This window comes from Promicromonospora sp. NPDC057138, from assembly GCF_042670845.1.
In the GTDB taxonomy this organism is placed as follows: domain Bacteria; phylum Actinomycetota; class Actinomycetes; order Actinomycetales; family Cellulomonadaceae; genus Promicromonospora.
The window spans coordinates 136915-161626 of sequence record NZ_JBHUUX010000008.1 but is presented as its reverse complement, the minus strand read 5'-3'; the positions used below and the strand labels follow the sequence as shown (position 1 = coordinate 161626).

The following is a 24712-nucleotide window of genomic DNA, read 5'->3' as shown; positions in this document are numbered from 1 at the left end:
CATATCGAGCGCATGATTGACGTGTCAATCAGATGTGTAGGGCAGTCGTGGAGGAGTCCCCATGGGCGACATCGAGTTCGGCATCGACACTTTCGGCGACCTGCCGCGGAACGACCGCGGCGAGGTCGTGTCCTACGGCGAGGCGATCCGCCGCACCGTCGAGGAGGCGGTGCTCGCCGACCAGACCGGGGTCGACGTCATCGCCGTCGGCGAGCACCACCGGCCCGAGTTCGCGATCTCGACGCCCGAGACCGTGCTGGCCGGCATCGCGACCAAGACCTCCCGCATCAAGCTCGCCTCCGGCGTGACCGTGCTCAGCTCGGACGACCCGGTGCGGGTGTTCCAGCGGTTCGCTACCGTCGACGCGCTGTCGAACGGCCGGGCCGAGGTGATCCTCGGGCGCGGGTCGTTCACGGAGTCGTTCCCGCTGTTCGGCTACGACCTGCGCGACTACGACCAGCTCTTCGAGGAGAAGATCGACCTGTTCGTCAAGCTCCTCGACGAGAAGCCGGTGACCTGGGAGGGCACGCTGCGGCCCGCGCTGACGGACGCCGACGTCTTCCCCAAGACGGAGTCGGGCCGCCTCACGACCTGGGTCGGGGTGGGCGGCTCGCCGCAGTCGGTGATCCGCACCGCGCAGTACGGCCTCCGGCTCATGCTGGCGATCATCGGCGGCGCGCCCGAGCGGTTCGCGCCGTACGTCGACCTCTACCGGCGCGCGACCGACCAGCTCGGCACCACCGCCTACCCCGTGGGCATGCACTCCCCGGGCTTCATCGCGGAGACGGACGAGGAGGCGATGGAGCTGTTCTACCCGGGCTACAAGGTGATCCGCGACCGCATCGGCGCCCTGCGCGGCTGGCCGCCCCTGCGCCGCGAGGAGTTCGAGGCGGACGTCGCCCAGGGCTCGCTCTACATCGGCTCGCCCGAGACCGTGGCCCGCAAGATGGCCAAGGCGATCCGCGCGCTCGACGTCGGCCGGTTCGACCTCATCTACTCCTCGGGCGGCGCCCTGCGCGCCAGCGACCGGCTGCGCGCCGTCGAGCTGTACGGCACGCGGGTCATCCCGATGGTCCGCGAGCTCCTGGCCGAGAAGCCGGCGGCCGATGAGCTGGCGGCCGAGCAGCCGGCGCCGGCGGAGGCGCGCTGATGTCGGCCGTCGTGCGAACGATCGGGATCCTGGGTGCCGGCAAGGTCGGCACCGTGCTCGCCCGGCTCGCCGTCGCGGCCGGCTACCGGGTGCTCATCGCCGGCTCCCGCGACCCGGCCCGTATCGCGCTCACCGTGGAGGTGCTCGCTCCCGGAGCCCGCGCGGTCGACGCCGAGACGGCGGCCCGCGAGGCCGACGTCGTCGTCCTCGCGCTTCCGCTGGGCCGGCACCGGACGATCCCGGCCGGCGTGCTGGGCGGCAAGCTCGTCATCGACACCATGAACCACTGGTGGGAGGTCGACGGGCCGCGCGACGGGATCCTCGGCCCGGACGAGTCGACGAGCGAGCTCGTCCAGGCCGCGCTCCGCGGCGCGCGAGTCGTCAAGGCGTTCAACCACATGGGCTACCACGACCTCGAGGACGGCGCCCGGCCCGCCGGGAGGCCCGGCCGCAAGGCGATCGGGATCGCCGGCGACGACCCGGCCGACGTCGCGGCGGTGGCCGGGATCGTGGACGCGCTCGGCTTCGACCCGGTCGTCGCCGGACCGCTCGCCGAGGGGATCCGGATGGAGCCGGGCACGCCGGCGTTCGGGGCGAACGTCGACGCCGGGCGGCTGGGGGAGATGCTGGCGGGTGAGCGCTCCGAAGCGGCGGACCGGGAAGCGGCCCTCGACGCCTGACGACGGCCGGACGACGTCTGACGACGCCCGGGCGACGGGGTGCCGGCGTCAGCCCATGGCGCTGAAGTTCCCGCGGATCGTGCCCGCCGGGTCGTGGGCGGCCTTGATCCGGCGGAGTCGTTCGATCGAAGCGGCCGGCAGCGCGTCCCCGAGGGTCTCGGCGGGGTTGAGGAACGTGAGTGGCTTGCGTCCGCTGACCGGCAGGTCGGACTTGAGCGAGCGCTGCTTGGACACGATGGCGTCGGCGACGGCCGGGCTGCTGGGAACGCCGAACATGTAGACGGCGTACGGCTCGGTCAGCGGACCGTGCGGGCTGTCGCTGGGCCGGGCGAGAGCGCCGCCGAGGTGGCGGACCTGCACGGTCATCAGCGGCGCGATCGGGTCGCCGAGGAGCGCGTCGAGCGCGGCGTCATCGAGCCGGGTGAGGAGCTCGGCCCGGGACTGGCCCGGTCCGGGATCGGTGGGCTCGCCGGTGATCGTGCCGAGCTCGGCCACGGTCATGGCCCGGCGGGTGTCCGCTAGCGGTTCGGGCAGCGGGTCGATGGCACGGGTGAGCACCCGGGCATCGGTCTCTCCGCCGAGGTAGGTCGAGTCGACGGCGACCATGGGCTCGGCGCCGGGGAAGTGGAGCAGCTCCAGCCAGAGGGTGAGCTCGTCCGGGGCGTCGCGCGTCATGGCGCGGTAGGCGTCGGCCACCGCCCGGGCGTGGGAGCCGTGCCAGAGCACCCGGCCGCCGAACACGGCGGGCGCCGGATGCAGCGCGATCTCCAGCGCGGTGACTATCGCGTAGTCGCCGCCGCCCCCGCGCAGCGCCCAGAACAGGTCCGGCTGGTTCTCGGCCGTCACGGTGTGGGCGGCGCCTCGCGCGTCGACGACGTCGAAGGCGGTGACACTGTCGGCGACCCAGCCGAAGGCCCGACCGAACCATGACAGGCCGCCACCGAGCGCGACGCCTGCGACGCTGACCACGGGCGAGCTTCCCGGCAGCGCGGTCAAGCCGTGGGCGGCAGCCGCCCGCTGCAGCTCGCCGGAGCGGACGCCGGCGCCGATCCGGGCGCGCCGGGCGACGGGATCGATCACGATCTCGTCGAGCCGCCGGGTGCGCAGCAGGACCGTGCCGGCGGTGCGGCCGGTCGCGCCGTGGCCGTTCGGCTGCGTGGCGATGCCGAGCCCGGCCGCGGCGGCGTTGCGGACCAGGATGGCGACGTCGGCGGCGTCGGCTGCTTCGACGACGGCGGCCACGGGCTGGTCGACCGCCAGGTTCCAGGGTCGGCGGGCCGCGTCGAAGTCCGCGTCGCCGGGCAGCCAGACCCGGGCTCGGGTCCCCGTCGTCAGCTGGCCGGCGGCAGAACCGGGGACCAGTGGCGGGCGGTCGTGTGCGCTGGTCTCGGGGGTGATGTTCGTGCTCATGGTGGTCATGTCCTTACGTGGTCGTTGTTGCCGTGGTCAGGGTGACGACGGCGTCGTGGACGGCCTGGAGCATCCCGTGCATTGGCGACACCAGATATCCAGAATTACTGGAGGGTCGGGCTCGGCGAAGGCCGGGCGTTGGCGAGATGGTCGAGGTCAGTGCTTGGTGTTGAGGAACCAGCTGCGAGTCGAGCTCGGCGTGTCCGGGTAGAGGCTGACGACGCGTTCGCGGATGTCGGCGAGCGTCTCGGAGGCCAGCTCCTTGCGCCAGGCGAGATCGGCCTTCGTCATCGTCTGGGAGATCAGGCATGACTCCCGGTAGTTCGTGCCCGCATCCCCGCCCGGGCCGGAGCGGAGGATCTGCGCGCAGTCGAATGCGCCCGCCCGCCCCTCGATGGCGACGACGACGTCGAGAACGGTGATGTCCTCCAGCCGCCGCGCGAGCCGGAACCCGCCCCGAGGCCCTGGCGTGGACGAGAGGATTCCCTCTCGGACCAGCGCCTGAAGCTGCTTGTTCAGGTACGCCGGCGGCAGGTCGTAGAAGTCGGCCAGGCGTGCGGTCGGCGCCGCGCCCACATCGCCGGCCTCCTCGATCCAGCCGAGGTTCAGGCACGTGTGCAGCGCCCACTCGACGCCCTGGTTCAACTTCATGCCGGCGAGACTATGCGTCCTCGACAATCTAGTCAAATAATATCCAGATATCTCAGGAGTGACCCAGGACCGGATGCGGCCGATAGGGAGACTCCAGCCGATCCAGCTCGGATCGGCTCAGCATGACGTCGAGCGCCGCGACCGCGTCGTCGACATGATGCGGTGTGGTGGCGCCGATGATCGGCGCGGTGACCGCCGGCCGGTGCAGCAGCCAGGCGAGCGCGACCTGGGCTGACGGGAGACCCTTCTCGTCAGCCACCGCCCGTACCGCATCGGCGACGTCGAAGTCCTCGTCGCCGTAGAGGTCGTCGGCGACGGGGTCGGCGCCGGCCCGGACGGTCTGCCGTCGGCCGCCTCGTTCCCTGGTGCCGGCGAGCACGAGCCCAGCCGCACGTATCTCATCTGTTTCCCTTCTCGATGTTGATCTCAGGCGTGGCGTCGCGATGCAACGCGACCGCAACGATGACCAGGGCGACGCCGAGGATCTCGGCGGGGGTGGGCACCTGGGTGAGAACGACGACGCCGATGACGGTGGCCGTTGCCGGGAGGAGCGCGACCATCAGGGCGTAGGTGGCTCGCGCGATCCGGCGCATGGCGAGCTGGTCGAACACGTAGGGAATGACCGACGACGTCACGCCGACGGCGGTCGCGGCGCCGAGGGCGAGCGGGTCGGTGAAGGCGGGCACGGCGTCGACGATGCCGATCGGGAGGGCGAACACGGTCGCGATCAGCATGGCCATGGCGAGCCCGTCGATGCCGACCAGGTGCCGGTGCCGGGACACCCGGTGCGCGAGGACGATGTAGCCGGCGAACAGGGCCATGTTGATGATCGCGAAAGCAAAGCCGAGCGGCGATCCGCTAAGGCTGACCTCCGCCAGCAAGGCGACACCGGCGACCGCGACGACCAGGGCGGCGAGGTTGCGAACGCTGCGCAGCGCTACCGCGGCAATCAGGACCGGCCCCGCGAACTCGACCGCGGCCACTGTCCCGAGCGGCAGCTGGTCGATCGCCAGGTAGAAGCTGGCGTTCATCAGCGCCAGGAGCCCTCCCCAGGTGACGACCGTGCGCCGCTCCGCGGGACCGGAGGACGCCCATGCCCGCCAGGGGCGCCGCCACAGCGCGAAGACGAGTCCGGCGGACAGGATCCGCAGCCAGGCCACGCCGAGCGGCTCGAGCCGGGCGAACAGCAGGACGGCGAACGCCGGCCCGAGGTAGTGGAAGATCGCGGACCCGACGAAGAACAGCTCGGGACGGACCCGCGCGCTCAACGACGGCGAAGCGGCCTGCCGGGGTGCTCGTGGAGGTGGCACGAACCAGCACCTAACGCATGTAGACAGATTTGAGAGTTAGTCAACCCAAGCATCGTCCTGCTAACGTGTCAAACACTTCACAGGCATTAGGAGGTCGGATGGCGGAGCCAGTGGCGCTCGATCCGGGCAGCTACCGGGGGACGTACAAGCTGATCGGCGGTACGCCCGCGCTCGACTTCGCGAACCTGGTCAGCTATCGCGGCACGGATCGGCAACATGACTGGCTCGACCCGGAAGGGAACGCTGCGACCTGGGCAGATGCTGCCGGAGTCGTCGCATTCGTGGGTGACATCGCCGAGCTCCGGGAGTTCCGCGAGGTGCTCGCGCGGGTGTTCCTCGACCTCGTGGACCGCGCGACGCCGGCATCCTCGGACGTCTCGCGCATCGGCGAGCTGGCCGCCGGTGCGCGGGGCGACCGGAGGCTGGTGCTCGAGGCCGGTGCCACTGCCGCCACCTGGACCGCCAGGGCGCCCACGCTCCTCACCGAAGTGGCCCTCGACGCGGCGTCCGTGCTCACCGATGCCGAGGCCCTCCGCAGGCTCAGCGCCTGTCAGGAGTGCCGATGGCTCTTCATGGACACCAGCCGCAACCGCAGGCGGCAGTGGTGCGATCCCGCGGACTGTGGCAACCGCGCCCGGCAGCGACGCCATTACGAGCGCTCAGTTGCTCGATAGCATCGGGCCGGTGCGAAGGAGATCCGCGCTGGGCAGCAAAGGGGGAGCGATGGTGTCGCGGCTCGCACGCGAGTGGGTGCTCGGCTGGGCCGTCTCGCGGGGGACCGCACCGCCGGTGGAGCAGGCGGAGGGTTTCCGTATTGACGTCGGCCTGCCGCACCACGTGGCGCGCTACGTGCTGCTCGACGCCGACGAGGCCGCGGTCCGCAAGATGGCCGGGTCGATCACGGTGCCGAACACCTGGCTCAAGGCGTTCGTCGCGCCGGAGGCCGTCGCACCCTGGCTCCCGCCCGGCTGGACGGCGGGGCCGTCGACCTTTCTCATGGCTACCGAGCTGCGCCCCTCGGATGTGCGCGCCCCGGAGGGTTATGCGCTGACCGCCGAGACCAGGGAGGGTGTGACCTTCGTGCGCGTGCTCTCCGCCGACGGCGCGGTCGCCGCTCGGGGACAGATCGCGCCTACCGGCGAGAGCGCCGTCGTCGACATGGTCGAGACCGATCCCGTTCACCAGCGCCGCGGCCTCGGCAGCCTGGTGATGCGCGCTCTGGCGAACGACGCCGTCGCGCGGGGCGCGTCGACGGGCGTGCTCGGCGCGACCGCCCAGGGCCGCGCCCTGTACGAGGCGCTGGGCTGGCGGGTGCACGCGCCGCTCGCCGGGTTCGTCTACCAGGCGACGGCCTGATCCCGCCCGGGCCGCCTCGTCCCGGACGGGCAGGTCACGGTTCGTCAGCGAGCGCCGCGAGTGTGGGTCACGGTCACTGACGGGTCCGCTTCGAGAACACGATCTTGCATGGTTCTGAGGGGAAACCCATGCATGATCGTGTTCTCGAAGCGGACCCGTCAGCGGGCTTGAGCACGGCGACCCTGGGGGCGAGCTGCCGCAACGGTGATCGCGGCGCCGACCGCGATCGCCGCCACGGCGGCGGCAGTAGTGCCCGACCAGCCGATCCAGGCCACTGCCACCGCGCCGAAGGCGGTGCCCAGGCTCCCGCCCACGAAGTAGACGATCATGTAGGCGCTGTTGAAGCGCGCCGGTGCCTGTGGGTCGATCGCCAGCACGGTGCTCTGGTTCGCGACCTGGGCGGCGAACAGACCGGCGTCGAACAACGCCAGGCAGGCGACCATCAGGCCAGGGCTACCCAGGACGAAGCCCATCGCCGCTGACGCGACGGCGGCGATGGCCAGCCCGGCCAGGATCACCGGGCGGGCCCCGAGCCGATCGGTGAGTACGCCGGCGGCCCGGGTCGCAAGGATCCCGGTGAGGCCGGCTAGGGCGTACAGGCCGATCCGCTCGGCCGAGTAGCCGTATGGCGGCCCGGACAACGCAACCGCCAGGCCCGCCCAGATCGCGCAGAACGCGAAGAACCAGGCCGCACCCCTGGCGGCGGCCAGCCGCAGTGGTGCGAACCGCACGAACAAGCCGGGCATCGATCGCAGGGTTGCCAGGTAGCCGCTCCGCGCACCGCCGCCGACCCTGGGCAGCAGCAGCCAGGTGGCCGCGGCGATCACCAGGGATGCGGCAGCGAAGGCCAGAAGCATCGCACGCCAGCCGACGGCGTCGGCCAGCCAGCCACCTGTCATGCGGCCGAGGAGGATCCCCGCCGAGATCCCGGCCGTGACGATGCCGAGCACCGTCGCGCGGCGGCCGGTGCCGGACAAGCGCCCGGCAACCGAGCTCAGGCCTGCGCCGACCGAGGAGCACACGCCGCTCAGCAGGACGCACAGACCCAGCAGCCAGCTCGTCGAGACCAGTGACGTCGCACCGATCGAGAGGCCCAGCGCGCTGAACTGCGCGGCCAGCACGTACCGGGGAGGGAACCGGTCGACCAGCGGGACCAGCAGGCCTAGCCCGATCAGATAGCCCGCGGGCCCGCACGCGAGAGCGATACCCGCAGCCGCGGTCGACGATCCCAGCGAGCGTGCAACGTCAGCGATGGCGGGCTGCAAGGGGTAGATCGCCGCCGTTCCGAGGGCGGCGGCCACGGCCATGAACAGCACGACCGGGCTCCGCAGAACAGGAGCCGTGGTGGATTCTTTCGCGAGTTCGGTTGTCACACCAGTGACCCTAGGAATCATGACCGCCGACTACTGGCGGAAACCAGACGACACAGTCGCGTCTGCCCGCTTCGGTCAGCCGGCGCACTGTCCCGTCGACACGGCGGTGTCCAGGCCCTCGGCCTGGGACGCGACCGGCCGCAGCTCGGCGCTACTCATCGCATAGCCGACGTTCTGGTCGGAGTCGTCGCGCGCGAAGACCACGCCCGCCACGTCCCCGTCCGTGGTCAGCAGCGGCCCGCCCGAGTTGCCGGGGCGCACCACGGCGGCCAGCGAGTAGACCTCGCGGGGGGCGCCGCCGCGACCGTACGAGTCCGGCACGCGCACGGTGTTGACGCTGATCACCCCGGCGCTGCCGGAGGTGAAGGGCCCGCCGTACGGGTAGCCCTGCACGACGGCGCGGTCGCCCGCCGACAGGGTGGGCGCGATGCCGAGCGGGTCCGCGTCCAGGTTGCGGACGGCGATCACCGCGAGGTCGTCGACGGGGTCGTAGTAGACCACCCGTCCCTCCCGGACCGCGCCACCGGGGAGCTCGACGACCGGCCGGTCGACGCCGGCCACGACGTGCGCGTTCGTCACCAGCCGGTTGGGGGCGACGACGAACCCGGAGCCCGTCGAGCTCATCCCGCACGCGTACGCGACGCCGGAGATCCGGGCCACCGAATGCGCGGACGCCTCCAGCGCGGGGTCGTTGAGGTCGACGTCGGGCACCACCGGCGCCGCCTTAGGCACCATCAGGATGTTCAGGCGCGGCAGGCCGTCGTCGAGCACGATGGCGCGCATCTCCGCGAGCGGGCGGCCCACGGAGGGCGGCGTCAGCCGGTCGATAGTGCGCAGGACGGTGGACGACGAGACCGCCGAGGCGACCCCGGGCGCGCCCGTTGCACTGACGGCGTTGCCGACGAACGAGAGCGCCAGCGCGACCACCACGACGTTGGCCACGCCGCCGAGCAGGCGTTCCAGCGGGCGCAGCGAAGTGCGGTCCACGCCCCGCCGCAGGTTGTGGCCCAGGCCGGCGCCGAGGGACGCGCCGAACAGCGGCAGCAGGAGCGCCACCACGATCGACATCGGGCCGCGCCACTCGGAGGACGGCAGCATGTCGTTCACCGCCGGCACGGCCCAGAAGGCCGCGACGCCGCCGATGATGAGCCCGATCAGGCCGCCGAGCGTCGCAAGGAGCCCGCGGCTCAGCCCGGCCATGAGGGCGAGGAACAGCACCACGAGAAGCACCAGGTCGAAAAGCTGCACAGGGGCTCCTTCGTGGGCGACGGGCAACGTCTGGCCGGACGAGATGACGGTAAGCGCTGAACCTGGGTGCGTTGACCTCCGACCCGCCTCCCTCACGTGATCGCCAGATTCGCGCCGAGAAGTTTCACCGGCGCTTTCACCTCTCTTTCGGGGCGGCGTCAGGCCAGGAACGGCAGCAGCAGCGAGACGAGCTCGTCGGGGCGGTCCTGCGGAATGATGTGCCCGCAGTCCGCGATCACACGGCCCACGATGTCGTCGGCGAGCGGGGCGAGCTGCCGGAACGTGACGTCGCCGACGGACGCGGCGCCCACGGTCATGACCGGCATCGTGAGCCGGCCCGGTGCGGCGTCGGCGATCTGTGCCGCACTGGCCGGGAACGCGCGGTAGTACTCGAACGCGGAACGAAGCGGCTCGGCGCCCCGGTACGTGCGGTGCACCTCAGCCCGGAACGCGTCGCCGACGCCGCGGCCCCGGGTGCCGGAGTCCAGGAAGAAGTCGAGGTAGGCGGCCTCGTTGCCGGCCACGACCCGCTCGGCCAGGCCCGGCACCGCGTGGAACCCGAACCACCACGGGGCGCCGTCGCGCAGGAACTCCTCGGCGCCGGGCAGCGCCCCGACCAGCGCCTCCATGGCGACGAGGCGTCGCACCCGGTCCGGCGAGGTCAGTGCCAGGAGGGTCGCGACGGGCGTGCCCAGGTCGAGGCCGACGACGTCCGCCTGGGCGACGGCGAGCGCGTCCAGGAGGGCGACGAGGTCGGCCACCGTCGTCGCGGCGTCGTAGCCGCCGGCCGTGCGCTCCGAGTCGCCGAGGCCGCGGAGGTCGGGGGCGATCACGGTGTGCGACCCGGCTAGCCGCGGGATCATGTCCGACCAGACGGTCCACGTGTGCGGGAACCCGTGCAGCAGCAGGACGGCCGGTCCGGACCCGGCCACCGCCACGTTGAGCGAGACGCCGTTCGCCGCGACGGTACGTACTTCAGTCGGTGTACTCATGGGTGACCTCCAGTAACCATTGGTAACCAGGTCACCGTAGGTACGCTGGTCGCGGCGCGGAAGACGGCACTACGAGGAAAGGTGGTTACCCCGTGGGTACCAGCGAGTCGACACGGCGAGCGGGCCGGCGGGGCGACCTGTTCGACCCGGCCTGCCCCACGCGGCAGCTCCTCGACCGCGTCGGCACCAAGTGGACGGCGATGATCGTCAAGCTGCTGGCCGACGCCGGTGCGGACGCCGGAGCGGACGCCGGAGCGGACGCAGGCGCGGACGCAGGCGCGGATGCCGACGCCCGCGGGAGCGAGCTGCGGTTCGCCGAGCTGGAACGCCGCATGCCCGGCGTCTCGCACAAGATGCTGGCGCAGACTCTGCGCACGCTCGGCGACGACGGCCTCGTCCGGCGTCGCGTGCAGGACACGGTGCCGCCCCGGGTCTTCTACTCGCTGACGCCGCTCGGGCGCTCGCTGTCGGCGCCGCTCGCGCTGCTGCGCGAGTGGGCGGAGGAGCACATGGCCGAGATCGACGACGTCCGGACGGCGCGCGGCCGGTGAGCTCGGCCGGCTGACCGCGGCGGCCTAGCGCCGCCAGTGCGCGCTGGCCTCCAGCTCACCGAGCGCGGCAGGCAGGTCCGCCAGGGCGGTGAGGGCTCGGTCGTGGCACACGGCGACGACGGCGTCGTACTCCGGTGAACTCTCCGCGTGCGCGCGGACGTGCTCGGCGAGGAGCAGGGCGTCGCGGTGGTCGCCGAGCAGGGACTGGAGCCGGTGGCCGGCCGAGCCGAGGCGCTTGGTCCGCCGTCCGAGGAGGCCGACGGGGGCGAGGGTGATCGCGTCGCAGGTGTGCCGCAGCCGGCGTCCTGCCTTCCGCAGCTCGTGCGTGCTCTCGAGGTCGGTGAGCTCGCGGGCCGCCTCGAGGGTGCGCTCGGCCTGGCGCCGGACGGCGCGGCGGGCGGACTTCTTGGCCGGCTGTGACGCTCGTCCGCTCAGCCGGGGCTCGGCGGCCCACGCCTCCAGCAGTGCGGTCAGCTCCCGGCAGCGGTCCGACCTGGTCCAGCGCGCGGCGTCGGCGTGGGCGTGCTCGTGGGCTGTCCGGAGCGGGTCGACCAGGGCGGAGCGCGCCGCGCTGTCGAGGCCGGAGGCGTCCGCCGCTGTGGACGCCTGTAGGGTGCGGACCTCGAGGTCGCGGGCTCGCCCCAGCGCGTCGCCCCACTCCTTGAGCCGGGACCGGAGCTCGGCCGTCGCGTCCTTGTCGAGGTACCTGCGGAACGCGGCGAGGACGTTGCGCAGCCGACGCACCGAGGTGCGTAGCTGGTGCACGGCGTCGGGCTCGTCGGCGAGCGCCGCCGGGACGCCGTCCTGGATCTGGCGCACCAGGTCTCCGACCGCGAGGGTCAGCACCTCGCCCGCGGTCCCCGGATGTGGTGTCCTATCAGCGGCGATACCACCAGATTACTCCTTGGCTGTGGGCGTGATCGTTGCGACCACGTGCCCGGTTGAGGCGCAACGATCCCGCCCACAACAAAGGTCAGGGTGGGGGAGCGGGCGGGCGCCGTCCTGGCGGGGTCATCGGCCGGAGCATCGCGCCCACTAGGGTGGGCGGATGGCGACGGTCAGGCAGTTCCAGGTCACGTTCGATTGTGCGGAACCCGAGCGGGTGGCCCGCTTCTGGTGCGAGGTGCTGGGGTACGTCGTGCCGCCGGCTCCCGAGGGCTTCGCTTCGTGGGCCGACTACGACGGCTCGCTGCCGCCCGAGGAGCAGGGTGCGGCGTTCGCCTGTGTCGATCCCACAGGCGTGGGCCCGCGTTTGTACTTCCAGCGGGTCCCCGAGGGCAAGATCGTCAAGAACCGGGTGCATCTCGACGTGCGGGTCGGCACCGGGCTGGTGGGCGAGGAGCGCTTCGCCACCCTCGAGGCAGAGAGCGCCCGTCTGATCGCGCTCGGCGCGACGCACGTGCTGACGCAGCGCGCGGACGAGCACAACGAGTCCTGCATCACGCTGCAGGACATCGAGGGCAACGAGTTCTGCGTCGACTGACGGCTTGAGTCGGTCAGCGGCTGCGCTGCCGCAGCGCGATGCCGCGGACGTAGGCCGCCTGGCCGGCGTGCTGCATGTCGTCGTTGACGACGCTGACCAGCCGGACGCCGAGGGTGACCGGCGGGTTCCATGACTCGTCGATCACCTGGTCGAGGTCCGCGTCGGACAGCGTGCCCAGGTACCGGACGGTCCGGTCGTGGACGGCGTCGTGGTAGCTCGTGAGCAGGTCGGCGGACGGCACGCGGACCGCCGAGACCTCGTCGGCGTCGTGCCCGTAGCCCGTGTCCTCGGCCGGGAACGGCAGCCCGAACCTGCGGTCCCATCCGGCGTCGGACCAGACCTGGCTGGTGCCCGCCGCGTCGGCGACGTGGTCGTCCTGGATCCGGGTCAGGTGCCAGACGAGCCACGCGACCGAGTTCGCGTCCTCGTCGACGCGTAACGCGAGCTCGTCCGCCGTCAGACCCCTGACCGCGTGGTGCACGGTCTGCCGGATCCTGCCGAACGCGTCCACGAGCAGATCAGTACTCCGCATGCCGATCCTCCCCTTTCGTGCCGTGGCCTCTACCAGCCACGATGCCACGGCACCGGGCTGCCCGCCCAGGGCGTTCCCGCACCTGGGACCGGGCAGTCGGGGTCCGGCCGTCGGGACCGGCCGCAGGGATCAGCCGTCGGACAGGCGGATCAGCACCTTGCTGCTGTCCGGCCCCGCCGCCGCGGCGAGCGCCGCGCCGGCCTGGTCGATGCCGAACCGGTGGGTGATCACCCCGGACACGTCCAGCCCGTCCCGCAGGGCGTTGAGGGCGTCGCTGATCTCCTCGACGAACCGATAGGCGCCCACCCAGGTGATCTCGCGCGTGACGAGGTCGCCGAGGGCGGCGGGCGCCGGCGCGCCGGGCAGGTTGCCGACCTGGACGAGGACTCCGCCGCGGGCGGTGGCCCGCAGCACGCCGCCGAGGGCCGCGGGGGCACCGGACGCCTCGAAGACGAGCTCGCAGTCGTCGGGCAGCCGGTCGCCGGCCCCGACGTCGAGGATCCGGTCGGCGCCCAGCTCCTTGGCCACGGCCAGCGAGCCGGCGGAGAGGTCGGCGGCGGTGACCGAGGCGGCGCCGGCGAACTTCGCGGCGGCGACGACGAGGCAGCCGATCGGCCCGGCGCCGTTGACCACGACGTCGCGGCCCCGCACCGAGCCCGCGCGGTTGACCGCGTGCATCGCCACGGCCAGCGGCTCGGCCAGCGCCCCCTGCTCGGTGCTGACGCCGTCGGGCAGCCGCCGGAGCTGGTGGGCCGGGACGGCCCGCCGCTCGCTGAACCCGCCGTCGGTGTGCGGGTGGAAGGCAGCCGAGCCGAAGTACCGGACCCGCGAGTGGAGGTTGGTCCGCCCGGCCAGCCGCGGGGGCAGGACCGAACCGTCGGCTGCCTGCGCGGGGTGCACGGTGACCGGCGTCCCGGGCTCCCAGCCGGTGACGCCCGGCCCGCTCGCGACGACCCGTCCGGCGACCTCGTGGCCGAGCACCAGCGGGTCGCGCAGGACCGCGGTGCCCGAGGCGCCGTGCTTCCAGTAGGACACGTCCGACCCGCAGACGCCGCCCCACTCCATGGCCACGACGACCTCGCCGGGCCCGGCGACGGGGTCGGGGCGCTCCTCGACCCTCAGGTCGCCGGCGCCGTGCACGACTACTGCCCTCATACGGCGTCCTCCAGCGCGACCAGGTCGCGGCCGCGGGTCTCGGGGGAGAGGCGGGCGGCCACCAGGGTGATGAGGGAGTAGGCGACGAGCATCGCCGCGATCGGCCACCAGCTACCGGTGGCCGCGGTGAGCGACGCGGCCACGACGGGGCCGATCGCGGTGGCGAGGATGCCGCCGATCTCCTTGGACAGGGCGAGCTGGGTGAACCGCGTGCGCGCGCCGAACAGCTCGGCCATGGTCACGCTCTCCAGGGCGAACAGGCCCAGGACGCCGAGGTTGAGGCCGGCGATCATGCCGAGCATCAGGCCGGTGGTGGTGCCGTCGGTGATCAGCAGCATCATCGGGAAGGCGAACGCGATGGTGAGCAGCGAGAGCACCGTGTACATCGAGCGCCGGCCGAACCGGTCGCCGAGCATGCCGATCACGGGCACGGTGGCGAAGCCGGCGATGGAGCCCCACATGATGGCCTCGGTGGCCAGCTCCCGGTCCATCGCGAGGGTGGTGGCGATGTAGCCGACCAGGAAGGTCTGCACCAGCCCGGAGTTGCCCGCCTGGCCGAACCGCAGGGCCAGCGCCAGGAAGAACGCCTTGCCCTTGCGCTGCTTGAGGGCCGCCTGGAGCACCGGCTCCTCGGTGGTGGTCCTGGTCTCGTTGCTGGAGAGCTCGTCGCGCGTGAGGGCGACGCCGTCCACCACGTCGGGCCGGGCCTCGAAGACCGGGCTCTCCTTGACGTTGGTCCGGATCCAGACCGCGAAGAGCATCAGCACGAAGCTGAGCAGGAACGGCAGCCGCCAGCCCCAGCTCAGGAGCTGCTCCTCGCTCAGCACGACCAGCAGCAGCGCCCACAGGGCCGACGCCGCCAGCGTGCCGGAGTTGGTGCCGAGCGAGACCAGCGACGCGACGAGGCCGCGGCGTCGGACGTACTCCGCGAGCATCACCGTGGCGCCGGCGATCTCGGCGCCCGCGCCGAAGCCCTGGATCAGGCGCAGCACGACGAGCAGGATCGGCGCCGCGATGCCGATCATCTGGTAGGTCGGCAGGACGCCGATCAGCGTCGTGGACACGCCCATGAGAGCGACGGTGATGAACAGGACCTTGCGACGGCCGAGCCGGTCGCCCATGCGGCCGAAGTAGATGGCGCCCGCCAGCCGCGCCACGTAGCCGACGCCGTAGGTGGCCATCGCGGCGATCAGCGCGATCGCGGGGCTGACGCCGGGGAAGAAGATCTGGTTGAACACGATCGCCGCGGCCAGCGAGTAGAGCTGGAAGTCCATGAACTCCATGGCCGTACCGAGCCAGCCCGAGACGGCAGCCTTGGTGAGGTCCTTGGTCGACCGGGTGACCGCGGTACCTGATGGTGCCGCTGGTGGGGTCATTGCTGTTTCCGCCATTGGAAGAGTGCTCCTTGCGTTCTGGACTGACGCCATTGTCGGGAATGCCCGTGGATCGAAGTGTGGCAGGACTTGTATGTAAGCAGCGTCCACAAGTTGGTGTCAACCGGCGCGGGTGCGAGAGCGGGGGGTCGCCGCGCCGTAGACTGCCTGACATGGGGCAAGCCTCGATCCGATCGAACCGGAGCGTCGTCTACGAGACGCTGCGCCGCAAGGTGCTCACCCTCGAGCTGGCGCCGGGCGCCTCGCTGTCGGAGAACGAGCTCGCGGCGTCCCTCGGCGTCAGCCGCACGCCGGTGCGCGAGAGCCTGATCCTGCTCGGCGAGGAGGGCCTGGTCCGGGTGTTCCCCAAGGTCGGGTCGTTCGTCTCCCGGGTCGACGCCGCGCGCGTCGCGGACGCGCAGTTCCTCCGCGAGGCCGTCGAGCTGGCCGCGTTCGACGACATCCCCGACACCCTCGACCCTGACCTGGTCGCCGAGCTCCGGGCGAACCTGGAGCAGCAGCGCGCGCCCGGGCTCGACCTCGAGACGTTCTTCGCGCTCGACGAGGCCTTCCACCACGGGCTGCTGCGGCTCAGCGGGCACGGCAGGGCGTGGTCGACCGTCGTCGCGGCCAAGGGGCATCTGGACCGGGCGCGTCGTCTCGGCCTGCACGAGACCAACGGGGTCGGCCGGTTCGTCGACGAGCATCACGCCATCCTCGACGCGGTGGTGGCCGGCGACATCTCCAGCGCGCGGGACAGCCTCCGGGCGCACCTCCGCGCCGTGTTCGACGACATCGAGAAGACGCGGCGGCGCTCGCCCGAGCTCTTCGCCGCGGACGACGGCTCGGTGCCGGTGCGCCGCAGCGTCGCCGTCTGGGAGTGAGCTGTGGGTCCGCGAAGTAGAGCGCCTGTCCGAGTCACCCCGGTGTCGCCAGGGAGACTTGGACAGGCGCTCTACTTCGCGGACCCGCGCTCGGCGAGGAACGCCGCCACGGCCGTCGGGATCCACTCGCGTCCGTGCCACCCGGGGTGGCGGCCGACCAGGATCTCGCCGACCTCGCCGGCGATCGCGTCGTCCGGGCGCCCCGCGGCCCGCAGGCGCGCCGTCTCGTCGCGCAGCTCCGTGATGGCGTCCCGGACGGTGCGCAGCAGGTCCGGGCCGCCGACGTCACCGTGGCCGGGCACGACGACGTCGGCGCCCAGGCCCAGGAGCGTGTCGAGCACCCCGATCCAGCCCGGCCCGGACACGTCGGTGTCGTAGGGCGGGAACCAGGGGAAGATCGGGAACTGCGCGGTCTCGGCGAGGTCGCCCGTGAAGAGCGCCTTCGCGTCGGGGACGAGCACCACCTGGTCGCCGAGCGTGTGCCCCTGCCCGGTGGGCAGGAGCCGCACCACGCGGCCGCCGAGGTCGAGGTCGTAGGTGCCGTCGTAGACCAGGTCGGGCGTGGGCGGCACGACGTCGGCCAGGCGGTCCGCGACCGTCGGGGCCAGCGAGCGGAACATGTCGAGGTAGCCGGCGCCCTTGTGCGCCAGGTCGTCCGCCTGCGCGCGGTTCGCGACGTACGTGGCGGCGCCCGCGAAGACCTGGGCGCCGAACGCGTGCTCCGGGTGGAAGTGCGTGGTCGTGAGGAACAGCTCCCGCCCGGCGGCGACGTCCTGGGCGTACTGCAGGACGGACCCCGCGTTGCGCAGGCCCATCCCCGTGTCGACGACGAGCACGGCGTCGGCGCCCGCGATCACGCCGATGTTCGGGACCAGCTCGACGCCGCGGTTCTCGATGACGACTATCCCTTCGGCGATCTCGCGGGCGTTGTCGATGCGGACCTCGGGGTCCGGGATCTCCTGGGGCACGGCACTCCTTGGGTGGGTTGGGGCTGGCACGGCCTCGCGACGGGCGCGGGGTCCCGCGCGGTGAGCACCAGTCCAGTCGAGGGAGCGGCGGGGGTCCAACACCCATCGCGCCGAGTCCATACCGGTCGGGTATGGACTCGGCGGCGCGCCCCTGGGCCGTGGGCCGTGCGGTCAGGCGATCCGGCGCCGGTAGGCCGACATCGCGAAGACGTACGCGATGACCAGGATGCCGACGCACCAGGCCAGGGCGACCCAGATGTCGGTGCCGACCGGCTGCTGGGCCAGCAGGTCACGGATCGTGTTCACGATGGACGTGACCGGCTGGTTCTCCGCGAACCACTGCACCGGGCCCGGCATGGTCTCCGTGGGCACGAAGGCCGAGCTGACGAACGGCAGGAAGATGATCGGGTAGGAGAACGCGCTCGCGCCGTCGACCGTCTTGGCGGACAGGCCGGCGATGACGGCGATCCAGGTCAGGGCCAGGGTGAACACGATCAGGATCCCGGCGACGGCGAGCCAGCCCAGCACGCCGGCCCCGGAGCGGAAGCCCATGAGCAGGGCCACCAGGACGACCAGGACTATCGAGATCATGTTGGAGACCAGCGAGGTCAGCACGTGCGCCCACAGGACCGACGAGCGGGCGATCGGCATCGACTGGAACCGCTCGAAGATGCCTCCCTGGAGGTCCAGGAAGAGCCGGTAGGCCGTGTAGGCGATGCCCGAGCCGATGGTGATCAGCAGGATGCCCGGCAGCAGGTAGTTCACGTAGTCGTCGGTGCCGGTGTCGATGGCGCCGCCGAAGACGTAGACGAACATCAGCATCAGCGCGATCGGCGTGACCGCCGTCGTGATGATCGTGTCCATGCTGCGCATGATGTGGGTCAGGGACCGGCCGGTCAGTACGGCGGTGTCGCTGAAGAAGTGCTTGGTCATCGTTCGCTCCCGACGACGGCGAAGAAGACGTCCTCCAGCGAGGGCTGCTTCTCGACGTACTCGACCTTGGCGGGCGGGAGCAGGGCCTTGAGCTCGGCGAGGGTGCCGTTGACGATGATGCGGCCCTGGTGCAGGATCGCGATCCGGTCGGCGAGCTGCTCGGCCTCGTCCAGGTACTGCGTGGTCAGCAGCACGGTCGTGCCGTTCCGGGCGAGCTCCTTGACGGCGCCCCAGACCTCGATGCGGGCCTCGGGGTCGAGCCCGGTGGTGGGCTCGTCGAGGAAGATGACCGGCGGGTTGCCGATCAGGCTCATCGCGATGTCCAGGCGGCGGCGCATGCCTCCTGAGTAGGTGGCGGCCTTGCGGGCGCCCGCCTCGGTCAGGGAGAAGCGGGCCAGGAGGTCGTCGGCGATCTTTCCCGGGTCGGCCAGGTGGCGCAGGCGGGCGACCAGGACGAGGTTCTCGCGGCCGGTCAGGACCTCGTCGACGGCGGCGAACTGGCCGGTGAGGCTGATCGACTCGCGCACGTTCGCGGCCTGGGTCGCGACGTCGAACCCCTGCACGGTGGCGGTGCCGGCGTCGGCCCTCAGGAGGGTCGAGAGGATCTTGACGACCGTGGTCTTGCCGGCGCCGTTGGAGCCGAGCAGGGCGAAGATGCTGCCGCGGGCGACCTCGAGGTCGACCCCCTTCAGGACGTGCAGGTCCTTGTACGACTTCTCGATGTTCCGTACCTGGATCGCGGCTTCGCGACCTCGTTCGGTGGGCATGGTCATGGTTCTTCCTTCTCTGGGGACGGTTCTTCCAGGACGGTTTTGGGTAAGGCGTAGCCAGGGAGGCGGTCTGTGGGTCTCCCGGCCGGCGTGGCCGGTCCGGGATCTCAGGTCGGTCCGGGGTTCAGGCCGGGCCGGGCGGGGACGGGATCAGGGGCGGCGGACGATGATGTCGCCCCAGCCCGTGCTGGCGTGGATCTCGGCGGTGGCCTCGTTCTCGACGGGGCCCTCGGTGGGGGTGAGCTGGTTGCGGACGGTGCCGTGCTCGGAGGTGACATCGAGCCAGGCCGCGGTGCCCTCGGGCACGTCGGCCTCGATCGAGCCGTAGGACGTGGTGAGCGTGACGCTGCCGGACTCGACGCGGTCGACGCGGATGCCGGCGTGCGCCGACTTCACGCTGAGCGTGCCGTGCACCCGGCCGACGGCGATCTCGGCGTGCGCCCCGACGACGTCCAACGTGCCCGTGACGGCCCCGATGGTCGTGGTCCCGTTGCTGGCGCGGACCGTGCCCTCGCCGTCGAACTCGTTGATCCGCACCGAGCCGGCGCTCGCCTTCACGTTCGTGGGCCCGGTGGCGCGGCCGACGATGACGTTCCCGGCCGAGACCTTGAGGTCGATCCGGGCGGCCTCGTCGACCCGGGCGTCGCCGCCGTTGAGGTTCAGGTCGACGGTACCGAGCCGGCCCTCGGCGAACAGCGAGCCCGCCTTGCCGCTGAGGTCCGAGCCCGCGGGCACCTCGATGTTGACGATCGCGCCGCCGGCCGCGAACGGGAGGACGTACTGCTTCCAGGCCGCCGGATAGATGATCGTCACGGCGTCGCCGTCGCGCTGGACGCGGGTCTCCTCGGCGGCGCGCACCGAGCCCGACTTGGACGGGTCGGCCGGAAGGACCGTGACGACGACGTCGTCACGCTCCCCGGCGACGACGTGCAGGTTACCGAAGGGCACGTCCACGACGACCGGGACGGGGGTGGGGGCGGGGAAAGTGGGCATGACAACTCCAGGTGAGGGCGAAGGACGGTGGTGGCGGTGGTGTGGTGTCTGGGTGGTGTCGCGCGTCCGGCGGTCAGCGCACCCAGCCGGTGAGGCGGTTCGTGGCGGGCTGTCCGGGTCCGGTCTGCGGGGCGGGGCGGCCGGTGGGCTGGTCGAGCGCCCCGGCGACCGCCCGCACGAGCCACGTGTTGACCGAGACGCCCTCGCGGGCGGCGGCGGCCTCGGCCTGGAACTTGAGGTGGTCGGGCAGGCGCAGGGTGGTGCGCGTGGTGGCGCCCGCGTCCCCGTCGGCGCTCGCCGGTGCGGCGGACGGCGCGGCGGGTGCGGGTGCGGAGGTCACAGCGGGTGCCGAGGTCGGGAGGGGTGCGGCGGCGGGCGCTGCGACGACGAACTCCGGCTCGCCACCGCGCAGCCGAACGTCGACGGAGCCCGGTGCCAGCTCGGCGGAGATCTCGCCGGCCGCGGCGGACAGGGCCTCGAGCAGGACGAGCCGCACCGCGGCATCGAGCGGGGCGGTCAGGCGGCCGGCGAGCTCGCGCGCCTCGTCCCCGCCCGCGGCGGCCGCGGTGGAGAGCTGGCGCTGCAGCTCGTCGACATATCTCGTGAGGTCCATGCCGCAACTATGACACCACTCGTGGTGTCACCGCAACCCCTGTGGCGTCATTCCTGACACCAGTTTGACGCCAGATGGTGTCGCGGGGTGATGCCGCAGGTCAGCGACCGCCCGGCTCGACCAGCCCGTTCTCGTACGCCGCGATGACGAGCTGCGCCCGGTCGTGCGCGTTCAGCTTCGTCATGACGCGGTTGACGTGGGTCTTGGCGGTGTGCGGCGAGATGGCCAGGAGCTCCGCGATGTCGCCGTTCGAGCGGCCCGTGCCGACCAACGCCAGGACCTCCGACTCGCGCTCGGTCAGGTCGTCCAGCGCCCGCGACGGCTCGGTGGTGCGCAGGCGCGCCGAGTGCACGTACCGGTCGATCAAGGTCCGGGTCGCGACGGGGGACAGCAGCGCGTCGCCGCGGTGGACCGCCCGGATCGCGGCGGCGATGTCCTCCCGCTCCGCCCCCTTGCCGATGAAGCCGCTCGCGCCTGCCCGCAGCGCGCCCACGATGTACTCGTCCTCCTCGAACGTCGTCAGCACCAGGACCCGGACCGCCGCCAGGTCCGGGTCCGCGCAGATCTCCCGGGTCGCGGCGATGCCGTCCATGCCGGGCATCCGGATGTCCATCAGGACGAGGTCCGGACGGCGCTTGCGGGCGAGGGCTACCGCCTGGTGCCCGTCGGCCGCCTCGCCGGCGATGGTCAGGCCTTCGCTGTGCGTGATGAGGTCGGCGATCGCCGAGCGGATGAGCGCCTGGTCGTCCGCGATGAGGACCGAGATCATGAGCGGCTTCCTGGTGCTGGGGCTGGCCCGGGTGCGGGTCCGAGAGCAGGTGCGGGCAGGTCGACGTCGAGCTCCCACGAGCCCACCCCGGTCCGGCCGTAGCGGAGCGTGCCGCGCACCGACTCCACGCGTTCGCGCGCCCCGATGAGGCCGTTGCCGGTGGGGGTCCGAGCGGCGTCGGCGCCGTCCGGCGTCGGGCCGGAGCTCCCGGACGGGCCAGTGCTCCCGGACGGGCCAGTGCTCGCGGGCTGGGCGGTGCGGGTGGGCTGGGCGGCGTGGGCGGGCTGGGCGGGGATGGGATTAGTGACGGTGAGGTGCAGCCGGCCCGGCCGGTACTCGATCAGGACGTGGGCGCGGTGGTCGACGCCGTGCTTGTGGGCGTTGGTGAGCGCCTCCTGGATGACGCGCAGCGCGACGACGTCGACCGCCGGGGGCAGCTCGCGCGCGTCGCCGAGCCGGCGCACCGTGACGTCGAGCCCGTGCCCGCGGAACTGCCGCAGGATGTCGTCGAGCTGGGCCAGGCCGACCGGTCCCGTGCCCGGCGAGCCGGGGTCGCGCAACGTGGCCAGGAGGTCGCCGATCTGGGTGAGCACGGTGCGCGAGGCCTGGCGGATGACGGCCAGCGAGTGCTCGGCGTCGTCCGGCCGCTCGCGCAGCGCCGAGCCCGCGACGCCGGCGTGCAGGTTGATGACCGCGATCTGGTGCGCGACGGCGTCGTGCAGGTCGCGGGCGATGGTGAGGCGGTCCTCCGCGACGCGCTGGTTGGCCAGGGCCTCGCGCGTCGCCTCGGCGCGCTCGGCGCGTTCGGTGATGGCCTGGAACTGCTCGCGCTGGACCCGGAGCAGGTCGCCGAGCGCGCCGAAGAGCAGGACGAGGAGCAGGAACTGCACGGACCCGCGGCCGATCGCGACGGCCCCCGCGCTGCTCACGAGGACGCCGGCGCCGAGCACCAGCCACAGCGCGCGCCGGCGGGGCAGCGCGCCGCCCGCCGTGAACGTGGCGATGGCGACGGCCGTCACAATCCCGGGGTTGAACAGCCCGATCGGCACGCTGAGCCAGACCACGGCAACCGTCGCCGCGACGGTCAGGCCGGGTCGCCGGCGGCGCAGCAGGAGCAGCGCGGTCGCCACCAGCGCGATGGCGAAGAGGTCGGCCTGCCACTCCGGCGGCAGGTCCTCGTCGGTCGGGAGCGCGCTCGTCATGAGCACCGCGACGGACGCCGCGACGTGGCCGGCCCACGGGGGAACCCGGTGGGTGTGGCCGAGCTGCATGTCGTCCTCCTGTCCGCTGCGCTGTCCGCTGTCCGCTGTCCGCCGTCCGCCGTCCGCCGGCTGCGCCGTGCCAAGCATCCCGCACCCGGCGGGCGCATGCGTCCCGCCCGGGCGGTATCCCGGAGTACTACCAGCGCGGTACACAAGAGTCCTCGTCAGGGCGATTCGCGAGCGCCCGCGAGAGCGGAGGGTTGGCCACGTCAACATCTCCGGCACCATGAGAGAGGCGGCCGACGTGGCTTCCCCACTGCTCTCCGTCAGCAACCTGCACAAGACCTACGGGTCGGGCCCGAGCGCCTTCGAGGCGCTCAAGGGCCTGGACCTGGACATCGCCGAGGGCGAGTCCATCGCGATCGTCGGCAAGAGCGGCTCGGGCAAGTCGACCCTGATGCACCTGCTCGCCCTGCTCGACCGGCCCACCTCGGGGACCATCACGCTGGACGGGACCGACACCGCCCGGCTCTCGGCCAAGCAGCTCAACCAGACCCGCAACAGCACCTTCGGGTTCGTCTTCCAGCAGTTCTTCCTCAACGCCCAGGCGAGCGTGCTCGACAACGTGACCCTCCCGCTGAAGATCGCGGGGGTCTCGCGCCGCGAGCGCCACGCCCGCGGCATGGCGGCCCTGGCGCAGCTCGAGCTGGACGACAAGGCCGGCAACAGGGCCAACGACCTCTCCGGCGGGCAGAAGCAGCGCGTCGTCATCGCGCGGGCGCTGATCAACCAGCCGCGCGTGATCTTCGCGGACGAGCCGACCGGAAACCTGGACACGGCCACGGGCGCCGTCGTGGAGGACATCCTTTTCGACCTGAACCGGCGCCAGGGCATCAACCTGGTGGTCGTCACGCACGACGAGGACCTCGCGTCCCGGTGCGACCGCAGGGTCTACATCCGCGACGGCCTCATCGCCGTGCGCGAGGAGGTGGCGGCATGAAGGTCGTCGACGTCGTAGCCACCGCTTTCCGCAACGCGTTCCGGTCCCGGCTGCGCACCAGCCTGACGGTCCTGGCCATCTTCATCGGTGCCTTCACGTTGTCCCTGACGAACGGCCTGGGCACCGGCGTCAACCGGTACCTCGACGACACGGTGGCCTCCGTCGGGGTCGACGACGTGCTGACCGTCACCAAGACGAACGAGGAGGCGCCCACCGACGGCGGCCCGGCCGAGTACGACCCGAACACGATCGAGGCCGACGGCCCGCCCGGGTCCACGATCACCGCCCTGACCGACGACGACATCGACACCATCGCCGACGTCGACGGCGTGCTGAGCGTCGATCCGGCCAAGAGCGTCATGATCGACTACGTCCAGCACGACGGCGGGACCAAGTACCAGATGACCGCCGGCGGGTTCGTGCCCGGGATGCGGGTCGAGCTCGCGGCCGGCGACCAGGTGGACCTCGACGCCGCCGACCCGGAGCTGGTGCTGCCCGAGAGCTACCTCGAGCCGCTGGAGCTGGGTAGTGCAGCCGACGCCGTCGGGCAGACCGTGGCGCTGGCCGTCACCGACGCCACAGGGGAGCAGGTGACCACCGACGCGACGATCGTCGGCGTCGCCGAGCCCGGGGTGGGCGCGTTGGGCGGCGCGATCCCGAACGACGTCCTGACCAACACCCTCTACGACCTGCAGACCACGGGGGCGCCCGAGGCGGAGACCACCCGCTACGCGCAGGCCTCCGTCTGGTTCGACGTCGCCGCCGGCGAGGAGGCGGCCCAGGCCCTGCAGGACCGGCTGGAGGACGCCGGCTACACCGCCAGCACCCTGGAGGACCAGCTCGGCACGCTCACCTCCGTCATCGACGCCATCGTGCTCGTCCTGAACGGGTTCGCGGTGATCGCGCTGATCGCGGCGGGCATCGGGATCGTCAACACGCTCTTCATGGCCGTCCAGGAACGCACCCGCGAGGTCGGGCTCATGAAGGCGATGGGGCTCTCCAGCGGCCGGGTCTTCTCCCTGTTCAGCATCGAGGCAGTGGTCATCGGGCTGGTCGGCAGCGCGGTGGGCGTGCTGGGCGCGATCGGCGTCGGGCAGCTCGTGAACGGCCTGTCCGGGAGCCTCCTGGTGGACCTGCCGGGGCTGACGCTCATCGCGTTCGACCCGGTCAGCGTCGCGACGGTGGTGCTCGGCGTCATGGCCATCGCCTTCGTCGCGGGCACCCTGCCCGCCCTCCGCGCGGCCCGCCAGGACCCGATCTCATCCCTCCGCTACGAGTAACCGACCCCCGCCACCCCGTTGAGTGCTGGATCTTCG

General features: G+C 72.2%; 27 protein-coding genes. 9 read left to right on the top strand and 18 right to left on the bottom strand.

Annotation, left to right across the window (positions count from 1 at the left end):
* Nucleotides 1-61 precede the first annotated feature (61 nt).
* Together ACFT2C_RS08200 and ACFT2C_RS08195 are read left to right on the top strand one after the other, a co-directional pair.
* On the top strand, nucleotides 62-1150 hold the full coding sequence (locus ACFT2C_RS08200) for an LLM class flavin-dependent oxidoreductase (protein ID WP_377206536.1): 1089 nt from the start codon (nucleotides 62-64) through the stop codon (nucleotides 1148-1150).
* A complete protein-coding gene (locus tag ACFT2C_RS08195; RefSeq protein WP_377206535.1) occupies nucleotides 1150-1830 on the top strand; it encodes an NADPH-dependent F420 reductase in 681 nt (226 codons plus the stop codon). The genes ACFT2C_RS08200 and ACFT2C_RS08195 overlap by 1 nt, the downstream gene beginning before the upstream one ends.
* 48 nt (nucleotides 1831-1878) lie before the next feature.
* Here the strand turns inward: ACFT2C_RS08195 and ACFT2C_RS08190 are convergent, their stop codons facing one another.
* The 4 genes from ACFT2C_RS08190 to ACFT2C_RS08175 all read right to left on the bottom strand — a co-directional run bounded on the left by ACFT2C_RS08190 (nucleotide 1879) and on the right by ACFT2C_RS08175 (nucleotide 5201).
* A complete protein-coding gene (locus ACFT2C_RS08190; RefSeq protein WP_377206534.1) occupies nucleotides 1879-3240 on the bottom strand; it encodes an FAD-binding oxidoreductase in 1362 nt (453 codons plus the stop codon).
* Nucleotides 3241-3396: 156 nt separating this feature from the next.
* Nucleotides 3397-3891, bottom strand: a complete 495-nt coding sequence (locus ACFT2C_RS08185; protein WP_377206533.1) for an RrF2 family transcriptional regulator — start codon at nucleotides 3889-3891, stop codon at nucleotides 3397-3399.
* 52 nt (nucleotides 3892-3943) lie between these two features.
* Nucleotides 3944-4270, bottom strand: coding sequence for an aldo/keto reductase (locus ACFT2C_RS08180; RefSeq protein WP_377206532.1), 327 nt, complete (start codon nucleotides 4268-4270; stop codon nucleotides 3944-3946).
* Between the two features lie 19 nt (nucleotides 4271-4289).
* On the bottom strand, nucleotides 4290-5201 hold the full coding sequence (locus tag ACFT2C_RS08175; RefSeq protein WP_377206531.1) for a DMT family transporter: 912 nt from the start codon (nucleotides 5199-5201) through the stop codon (nucleotides 4290-4292).
* A 98-nt stretch (nucleotides 5202-5299) separates the two neighbouring features.
* Here ACFT2C_RS08175 and ACFT2C_RS08170 point away from each other — a divergent pair, with 98 nt between their 5' ends.
* Together ACFT2C_RS08170 and ACFT2C_RS08165 are read left to right on the top strand one after the other, a co-directional pair.
* A complete protein-coding gene (locus tag ACFT2C_RS08170) occupies nucleotides 5300-5875 on the top strand; it encodes a CGNR zinc finger domain-containing protein (RefSeq protein ID WP_377206530.1) in 576 nt (191 codons plus the stop codon).
* A gap of 10 nt (nucleotides 5876-5885) precedes the next feature.
* Nucleotides 5886-6557 (top strand): GNAT family N-acetyltransferase, encoded by a 672-nt coding sequence (locus ACFT2C_RS08165; RefSeq protein ID WP_377206529.1) that lies wholly within the window; start codon nucleotides 5886-5888, stop codon nucleotides 6555-6557.
* A gap of 158 nt (nucleotides 6558-6715) precedes the next feature.
* Here ACFT2C_RS08165 and ACFT2C_RS08160 read toward each other — a convergent pair whose 3' ends face one another.
* From ACFT2C_RS08160 to ACFT2C_RS08150, 3 genes are all read right to left on the bottom strand, one after another.
* Complete coding sequence (locus tag ACFT2C_RS08160; RefSeq protein WP_377206528.1) at nucleotides 6716-7930, bottom strand: MFS transporter; 1215 nt, start codon at nucleotides 7928-7930, stop codon at nucleotides 6716-6718.
* Nucleotides 7931-8005: 75 nt separating this feature from the next.
* Complete coding sequence (locus ACFT2C_RS08155) at nucleotides 8006-9178, bottom strand: MarP family serine protease (RefSeq protein WP_377206527.1); 1173 nt, start codon at nucleotides 9176-9178, stop codon at nucleotides 8006-8008.
* A gap of 158 nt (nucleotides 9179-9336) precedes the next feature.
* The gene (locus tag ACFT2C_RS08150) at nucleotides 9337-10170 is read right to left on the bottom strand and encodes an alpha/beta fold hydrolase (protein WP_377206526.1); all 834 of its coding nucleotides are present in this window, start codon (nucleotides 10168-10170) and stop codon (nucleotides 9337-9339) included.
* Nucleotides 10171-10262: 92 nt separating this feature from the next.
* On the opposite strand from ACFT2C_RS08150, the gene ACFT2C_RS08145 reads away from it, so the two are divergent.
* Complete coding sequence (locus ACFT2C_RS08145) at nucleotides 10263-10721, top strand: winged helix-turn-helix transcriptional regulator (protein WP_377206525.1); 459 nt, start codon at nucleotides 10263-10265, stop codon at nucleotides 10719-10721.
* Between the two features lie 24 nt (nucleotides 10722-10745).
* On the opposite strand, the gene ACFT2C_RS08140 is transcribed toward ACFT2C_RS08145, so the two are convergent.
* Nucleotides 10746-11567: a CHAD domain-containing protein gene (locus ACFT2C_RS08140; protein WP_377206524.1), complete on the bottom strand. Its 822-nt coding sequence runs from the start codon at nucleotides 11565-11567 to the stop codon at nucleotides 10746-10748.
* A gap of 202 nt (nucleotides 11568-11769) precedes the next feature.
* On the opposite strand from ACFT2C_RS08140, the gene ACFT2C_RS08135 reads away from it, so the two are divergent.
* The gene (locus ACFT2C_RS08135) at nucleotides 11770-12204 is read left to right on the top strand and encodes a VOC family protein (protein ID WP_377206523.1); all 435 of its coding nucleotides are present in this window, start codon (nucleotides 11770-11772) and stop codon (nucleotides 12202-12204) included.
* 13 nt (nucleotides 12205-12217) lie between these two features.
* Here ACFT2C_RS08135 and ACFT2C_RS08130 read toward each other — a convergent pair whose 3' ends face one another.
* The 3 genes from ACFT2C_RS08130 to ACFT2C_RS08120 form a co-directional block, all read right to left on the bottom strand.
* Nucleotides 12218-12736 (bottom strand): DUF664 domain-containing protein, encoded by a 519-nt coding sequence (locus tag ACFT2C_RS08130; RefSeq protein ID WP_377206522.1) that lies wholly within the window; start codon nucleotides 12734-12736, stop codon nucleotides 12218-12220.
* 129 nt (nucleotides 12737-12865) lie between these two features.
* The gene (locus tag ACFT2C_RS08125; RefSeq protein ID WP_377206521.1) at nucleotides 12866-13891 is read right to left on the bottom strand and encodes an L-idonate 5-dehydrogenase; all 1026 of its coding nucleotides are present in this window, start codon (nucleotides 13889-13891) and stop codon (nucleotides 12866-12868) included.
* Nucleotides 13888-15267, bottom strand: a complete 1380-nt coding sequence (locus tag ACFT2C_RS08120; protein ID WP_377206520.1) for an MFS transporter — start codon at nucleotides 15265-15267, stop codon at nucleotides 13888-13890. The genes ACFT2C_RS08125 and ACFT2C_RS08120 overlap by 4 nt, the downstream gene beginning before the upstream one ends.
* Before the next feature lie 170 nt (nucleotides 15268-15437).
* Between ACFT2C_RS08120 and ACFT2C_RS08115 the strand changes: the two genes are divergently transcribed.
* Nucleotides 15438-16148 (top strand): GntR family transcriptional regulator, encoded by a 711-nt coding sequence (locus ACFT2C_RS08115; protein WP_377206519.1) that lies wholly within the window; start codon nucleotides 15438-15440, stop codon nucleotides 16146-16148.
* A gap of 71 nt (nucleotides 16149-16219) precedes the next feature.
* On the opposite strand, the gene ACFT2C_RS08110 is transcribed toward ACFT2C_RS08115, so the two are convergent.
* The 7 genes from ACFT2C_RS08110 to ACFT2C_RS08080 all read right to left on the bottom strand — a co-directional run bounded on the left by ACFT2C_RS08110 (nucleotide 16220) and on the right by ACFT2C_RS08080 (nucleotide 22465).
* On the bottom strand, nucleotides 16220-17116 hold the full coding sequence (locus tag ACFT2C_RS08110) for an MBL fold metallo-hydrolase (RefSeq protein ID WP_377206518.1): 897 nt from the start codon (nucleotides 17114-17116) through the stop codon (nucleotides 16220-16222).
* Nucleotides 17117-17287: 171 nt separating this feature from the next.
* The gene (locus tag ACFT2C_RS08105; protein ID WP_377206517.1) at nucleotides 17288-18049 is read right to left on the bottom strand and encodes an ABC transporter permease; all 762 of its coding nucleotides are present in this window, start codon (nucleotides 18047-18049) and stop codon (nucleotides 17288-17290) included.
* Complete coding sequence (locus tag ACFT2C_RS08100; protein WP_377206516.1) at nucleotides 18046-18822, bottom strand: ABC transporter ATP-binding protein; 777 nt, start codon at nucleotides 18820-18822, stop codon at nucleotides 18046-18048. Before ACFT2C_RS08100 ends, ACFT2C_RS08105 begins: the two co-directional genes overlap by 4 nt.
* Nucleotides 18823-18969: 147 nt before the next feature.
* Nucleotides 18970-19812 (bottom strand): DUF4097 domain-containing protein, encoded by an 843-nt coding sequence (locus ACFT2C_RS08095; protein WP_377206515.1) that lies wholly within the window; start codon nucleotides 19810-19812, stop codon nucleotides 18970-18972.
* A gap of 73 nt (nucleotides 19813-19885) precedes the next feature.
* A complete protein-coding gene (locus tag ACFT2C_RS08090) occupies nucleotides 19886-20425 on the bottom strand; it encodes a histidine kinase (RefSeq protein ID WP_377206514.1) in 540 nt (179 codons plus the stop codon).
* A 100-nt stretch (nucleotides 20426-20525) separates the two neighbouring features.
* The gene (locus ACFT2C_RS08085) at nucleotides 20526-21194 is read right to left on the bottom strand and encodes a response regulator (RefSeq protein WP_377206513.1); all 669 of its coding nucleotides are present in this window, start codon (nucleotides 21192-21194) and stop codon (nucleotides 20526-20528) included.
* Nucleotides 21191-22465: a sensor histidine kinase gene (locus tag ACFT2C_RS08080; RefSeq protein WP_377206512.1), complete on the bottom strand. Its 1275-nt coding sequence runs from the start codon at nucleotides 22463-22465 to the stop codon at nucleotides 21191-21193. The genes ACFT2C_RS08085 and ACFT2C_RS08080 overlap by 4 nt, the downstream gene beginning before the upstream one ends.
* Before the next feature lie 217 nt (nucleotides 22466-22682).
* Between ACFT2C_RS08080 and ACFT2C_RS08075 the strand changes: the two genes are divergently transcribed.
* Together ACFT2C_RS08075 and ACFT2C_RS08070 are read left to right on the top strand one after the other, a co-directional pair.
* Nucleotides 22683-23396, top strand: coding sequence for an ABC transporter ATP-binding protein (locus ACFT2C_RS08075; RefSeq protein ID WP_377206511.1), 714 nt, complete (start codon nucleotides 22683-22685; stop codon nucleotides 23394-23396).
* Nucleotides 23393-24676 carry an ABC transporter permease gene (locus ACFT2C_RS08070; RefSeq protein WP_377206510.1) on the top strand — a complete coding sequence of 428 codons (1284 nt, stop codon included), beginning with the start codon at nucleotides 23393-23395 and terminating at the stop codon, nucleotides 24674-24676. Before ACFT2C_RS08075 ends, ACFT2C_RS08070 begins: the two co-directional genes overlap by 4 nt.
* Nucleotides 24677-24712 lie beyond the last annotated feature (36 nt).

What these genes read in the sequence shown, in the direction of transcription:
- ACFT2C_RS08200 (WP_377206536.1), top strand. Translation starts at nt 62, where the DNA reads ATGGGCGACATCGAGTTCGGCATCGACACTTTCGGCGACCTGCCGCGG.
- ACFT2C_RS08195 (WP_377206535.1), top strand. Translation starts at nt 1,150, where the DNA reads ATGTCGGCCGTCGTGCGAACGATCGGGATCCTGGGTGCCGGCAAGGTC.
- ACFT2C_RS08190 (WP_377206534.1), bottom strand. Translation starts at nt 3,240, where the DNA reads ATGAGCACGAACATCACCCCCGAGACCAGCGCACACGACCGCCCGCCA.
- ACFT2C_RS08185 (WP_377206533.1), bottom strand. Translation starts at nt 3,891, where the DNA reads ATGAAGTTGAACCAGGGCGTCGAGTGGGCGCTGCACACGTGCCTGAAC.
- ACFT2C_RS08170 (WP_377206530.1), top strand. Translation starts at nt 5,300, where the DNA reads ATGGCGGAGCCAGTGGCGCTCGATCCGGGCAGCTACCGGGGGACGTAC.
- ACFT2C_RS08150 (WP_377206526.1), bottom strand. Translation starts at nt 10,170, where the DNA reads ATGAGTACACCGACTGAAGTACGTACCGTCGCGGCGAACGGCGTCTCG.
- ACFT2C_RS08135 (WP_377206523.1), top strand. Translation starts at nt 11,770, where the DNA reads ATGGCGACGGTCAGGCAGTTCCAGGTCACGTTCGATTGTGCGGAACCC.
- ACFT2C_RS08130 (WP_377206522.1), bottom strand. Translation starts at nt 12,736, where the DNA reads ATGCGGAGTACTGATCTGCTCGTGGACGCGTTCGGCAGGATCCGGCAG.
- ACFT2C_RS08125 (WP_377206521.1), bottom strand. Translation starts at nt 13,891, where the DNA reads ATGAGGGCAGTAGTCGTGCACGGCGCCGGCGACCTGAGGGTCGAGGAG.
- ACFT2C_RS08120 (WP_377206520.1), bottom strand. Translation starts at nt 15,267, where the DNA reads ATGACCCCACCAGCGGCACCATCAGGTACCGCGGTCACCCGGTCGACC.
- ACFT2C_RS08115 (WP_377206519.1), top strand. Translation starts at nt 15,438, where the DNA reads ATGGGGCAAGCCTCGATCCGATCGAACCGGAGCGTCGTCTACGAGACG.
- ACFT2C_RS08105 (WP_377206517.1), bottom strand. Translation starts at nt 18,049, where the DNA reads ATGACCAAGCACTTCTTCAGCGACACCGCCGTACTGACCGGCCGGTCC.
- ACFT2C_RS08100 (WP_377206516.1), bottom strand. Translation starts at nt 18,822, where the DNA reads ATGACCATGCCCACCGAACGAGGTCGCGAAGCCGCGATCCAGGTACGG.
- ACFT2C_RS08095 (WP_377206515.1), bottom strand. Translation starts at nt 19,812, where the DNA reads ATGCCCACTTTCCCCGCCCCCACCCCCGTCCCGGTCGTCGTGGACGTG.
- ACFT2C_RS08090 (WP_377206514.1), bottom strand. Translation starts at nt 20,425, where the DNA reads ATGGACCTCACGAGATATGTCGACGAGCTGCAGCGCCAGCTCTCCACC.
- ACFT2C_RS08085 (WP_377206513.1), bottom strand. Translation starts at nt 21,194, where the DNA reads ATGATCTCGGTCCTCATCGCGGACGACCAGGCGCTCATCCGCTCGGCG.
- ACFT2C_RS08080 (WP_377206512.1), bottom strand. Translation starts at nt 22,465, where the DNA reads ATGCAGCTCGGCCACACCCACCGGGTTCCCCCGTGGGCCGGCCACGTC.
- ACFT2C_RS08075 (WP_377206511.1), top strand. Translation starts at nt 22,683, where the DNA reads ATGAGAGAGGCGGCCGACGTGGCTTCCCCACTGCTCTCCGTCAGCAAC.
- ACFT2C_RS08070 (WP_377206510.1), top strand. Translation starts at nt 23,393, where the DNA reads ATGAAGGTCGTCGACGTCGTAGCCACCGCTTTCCGCAACGCGTTCCGG.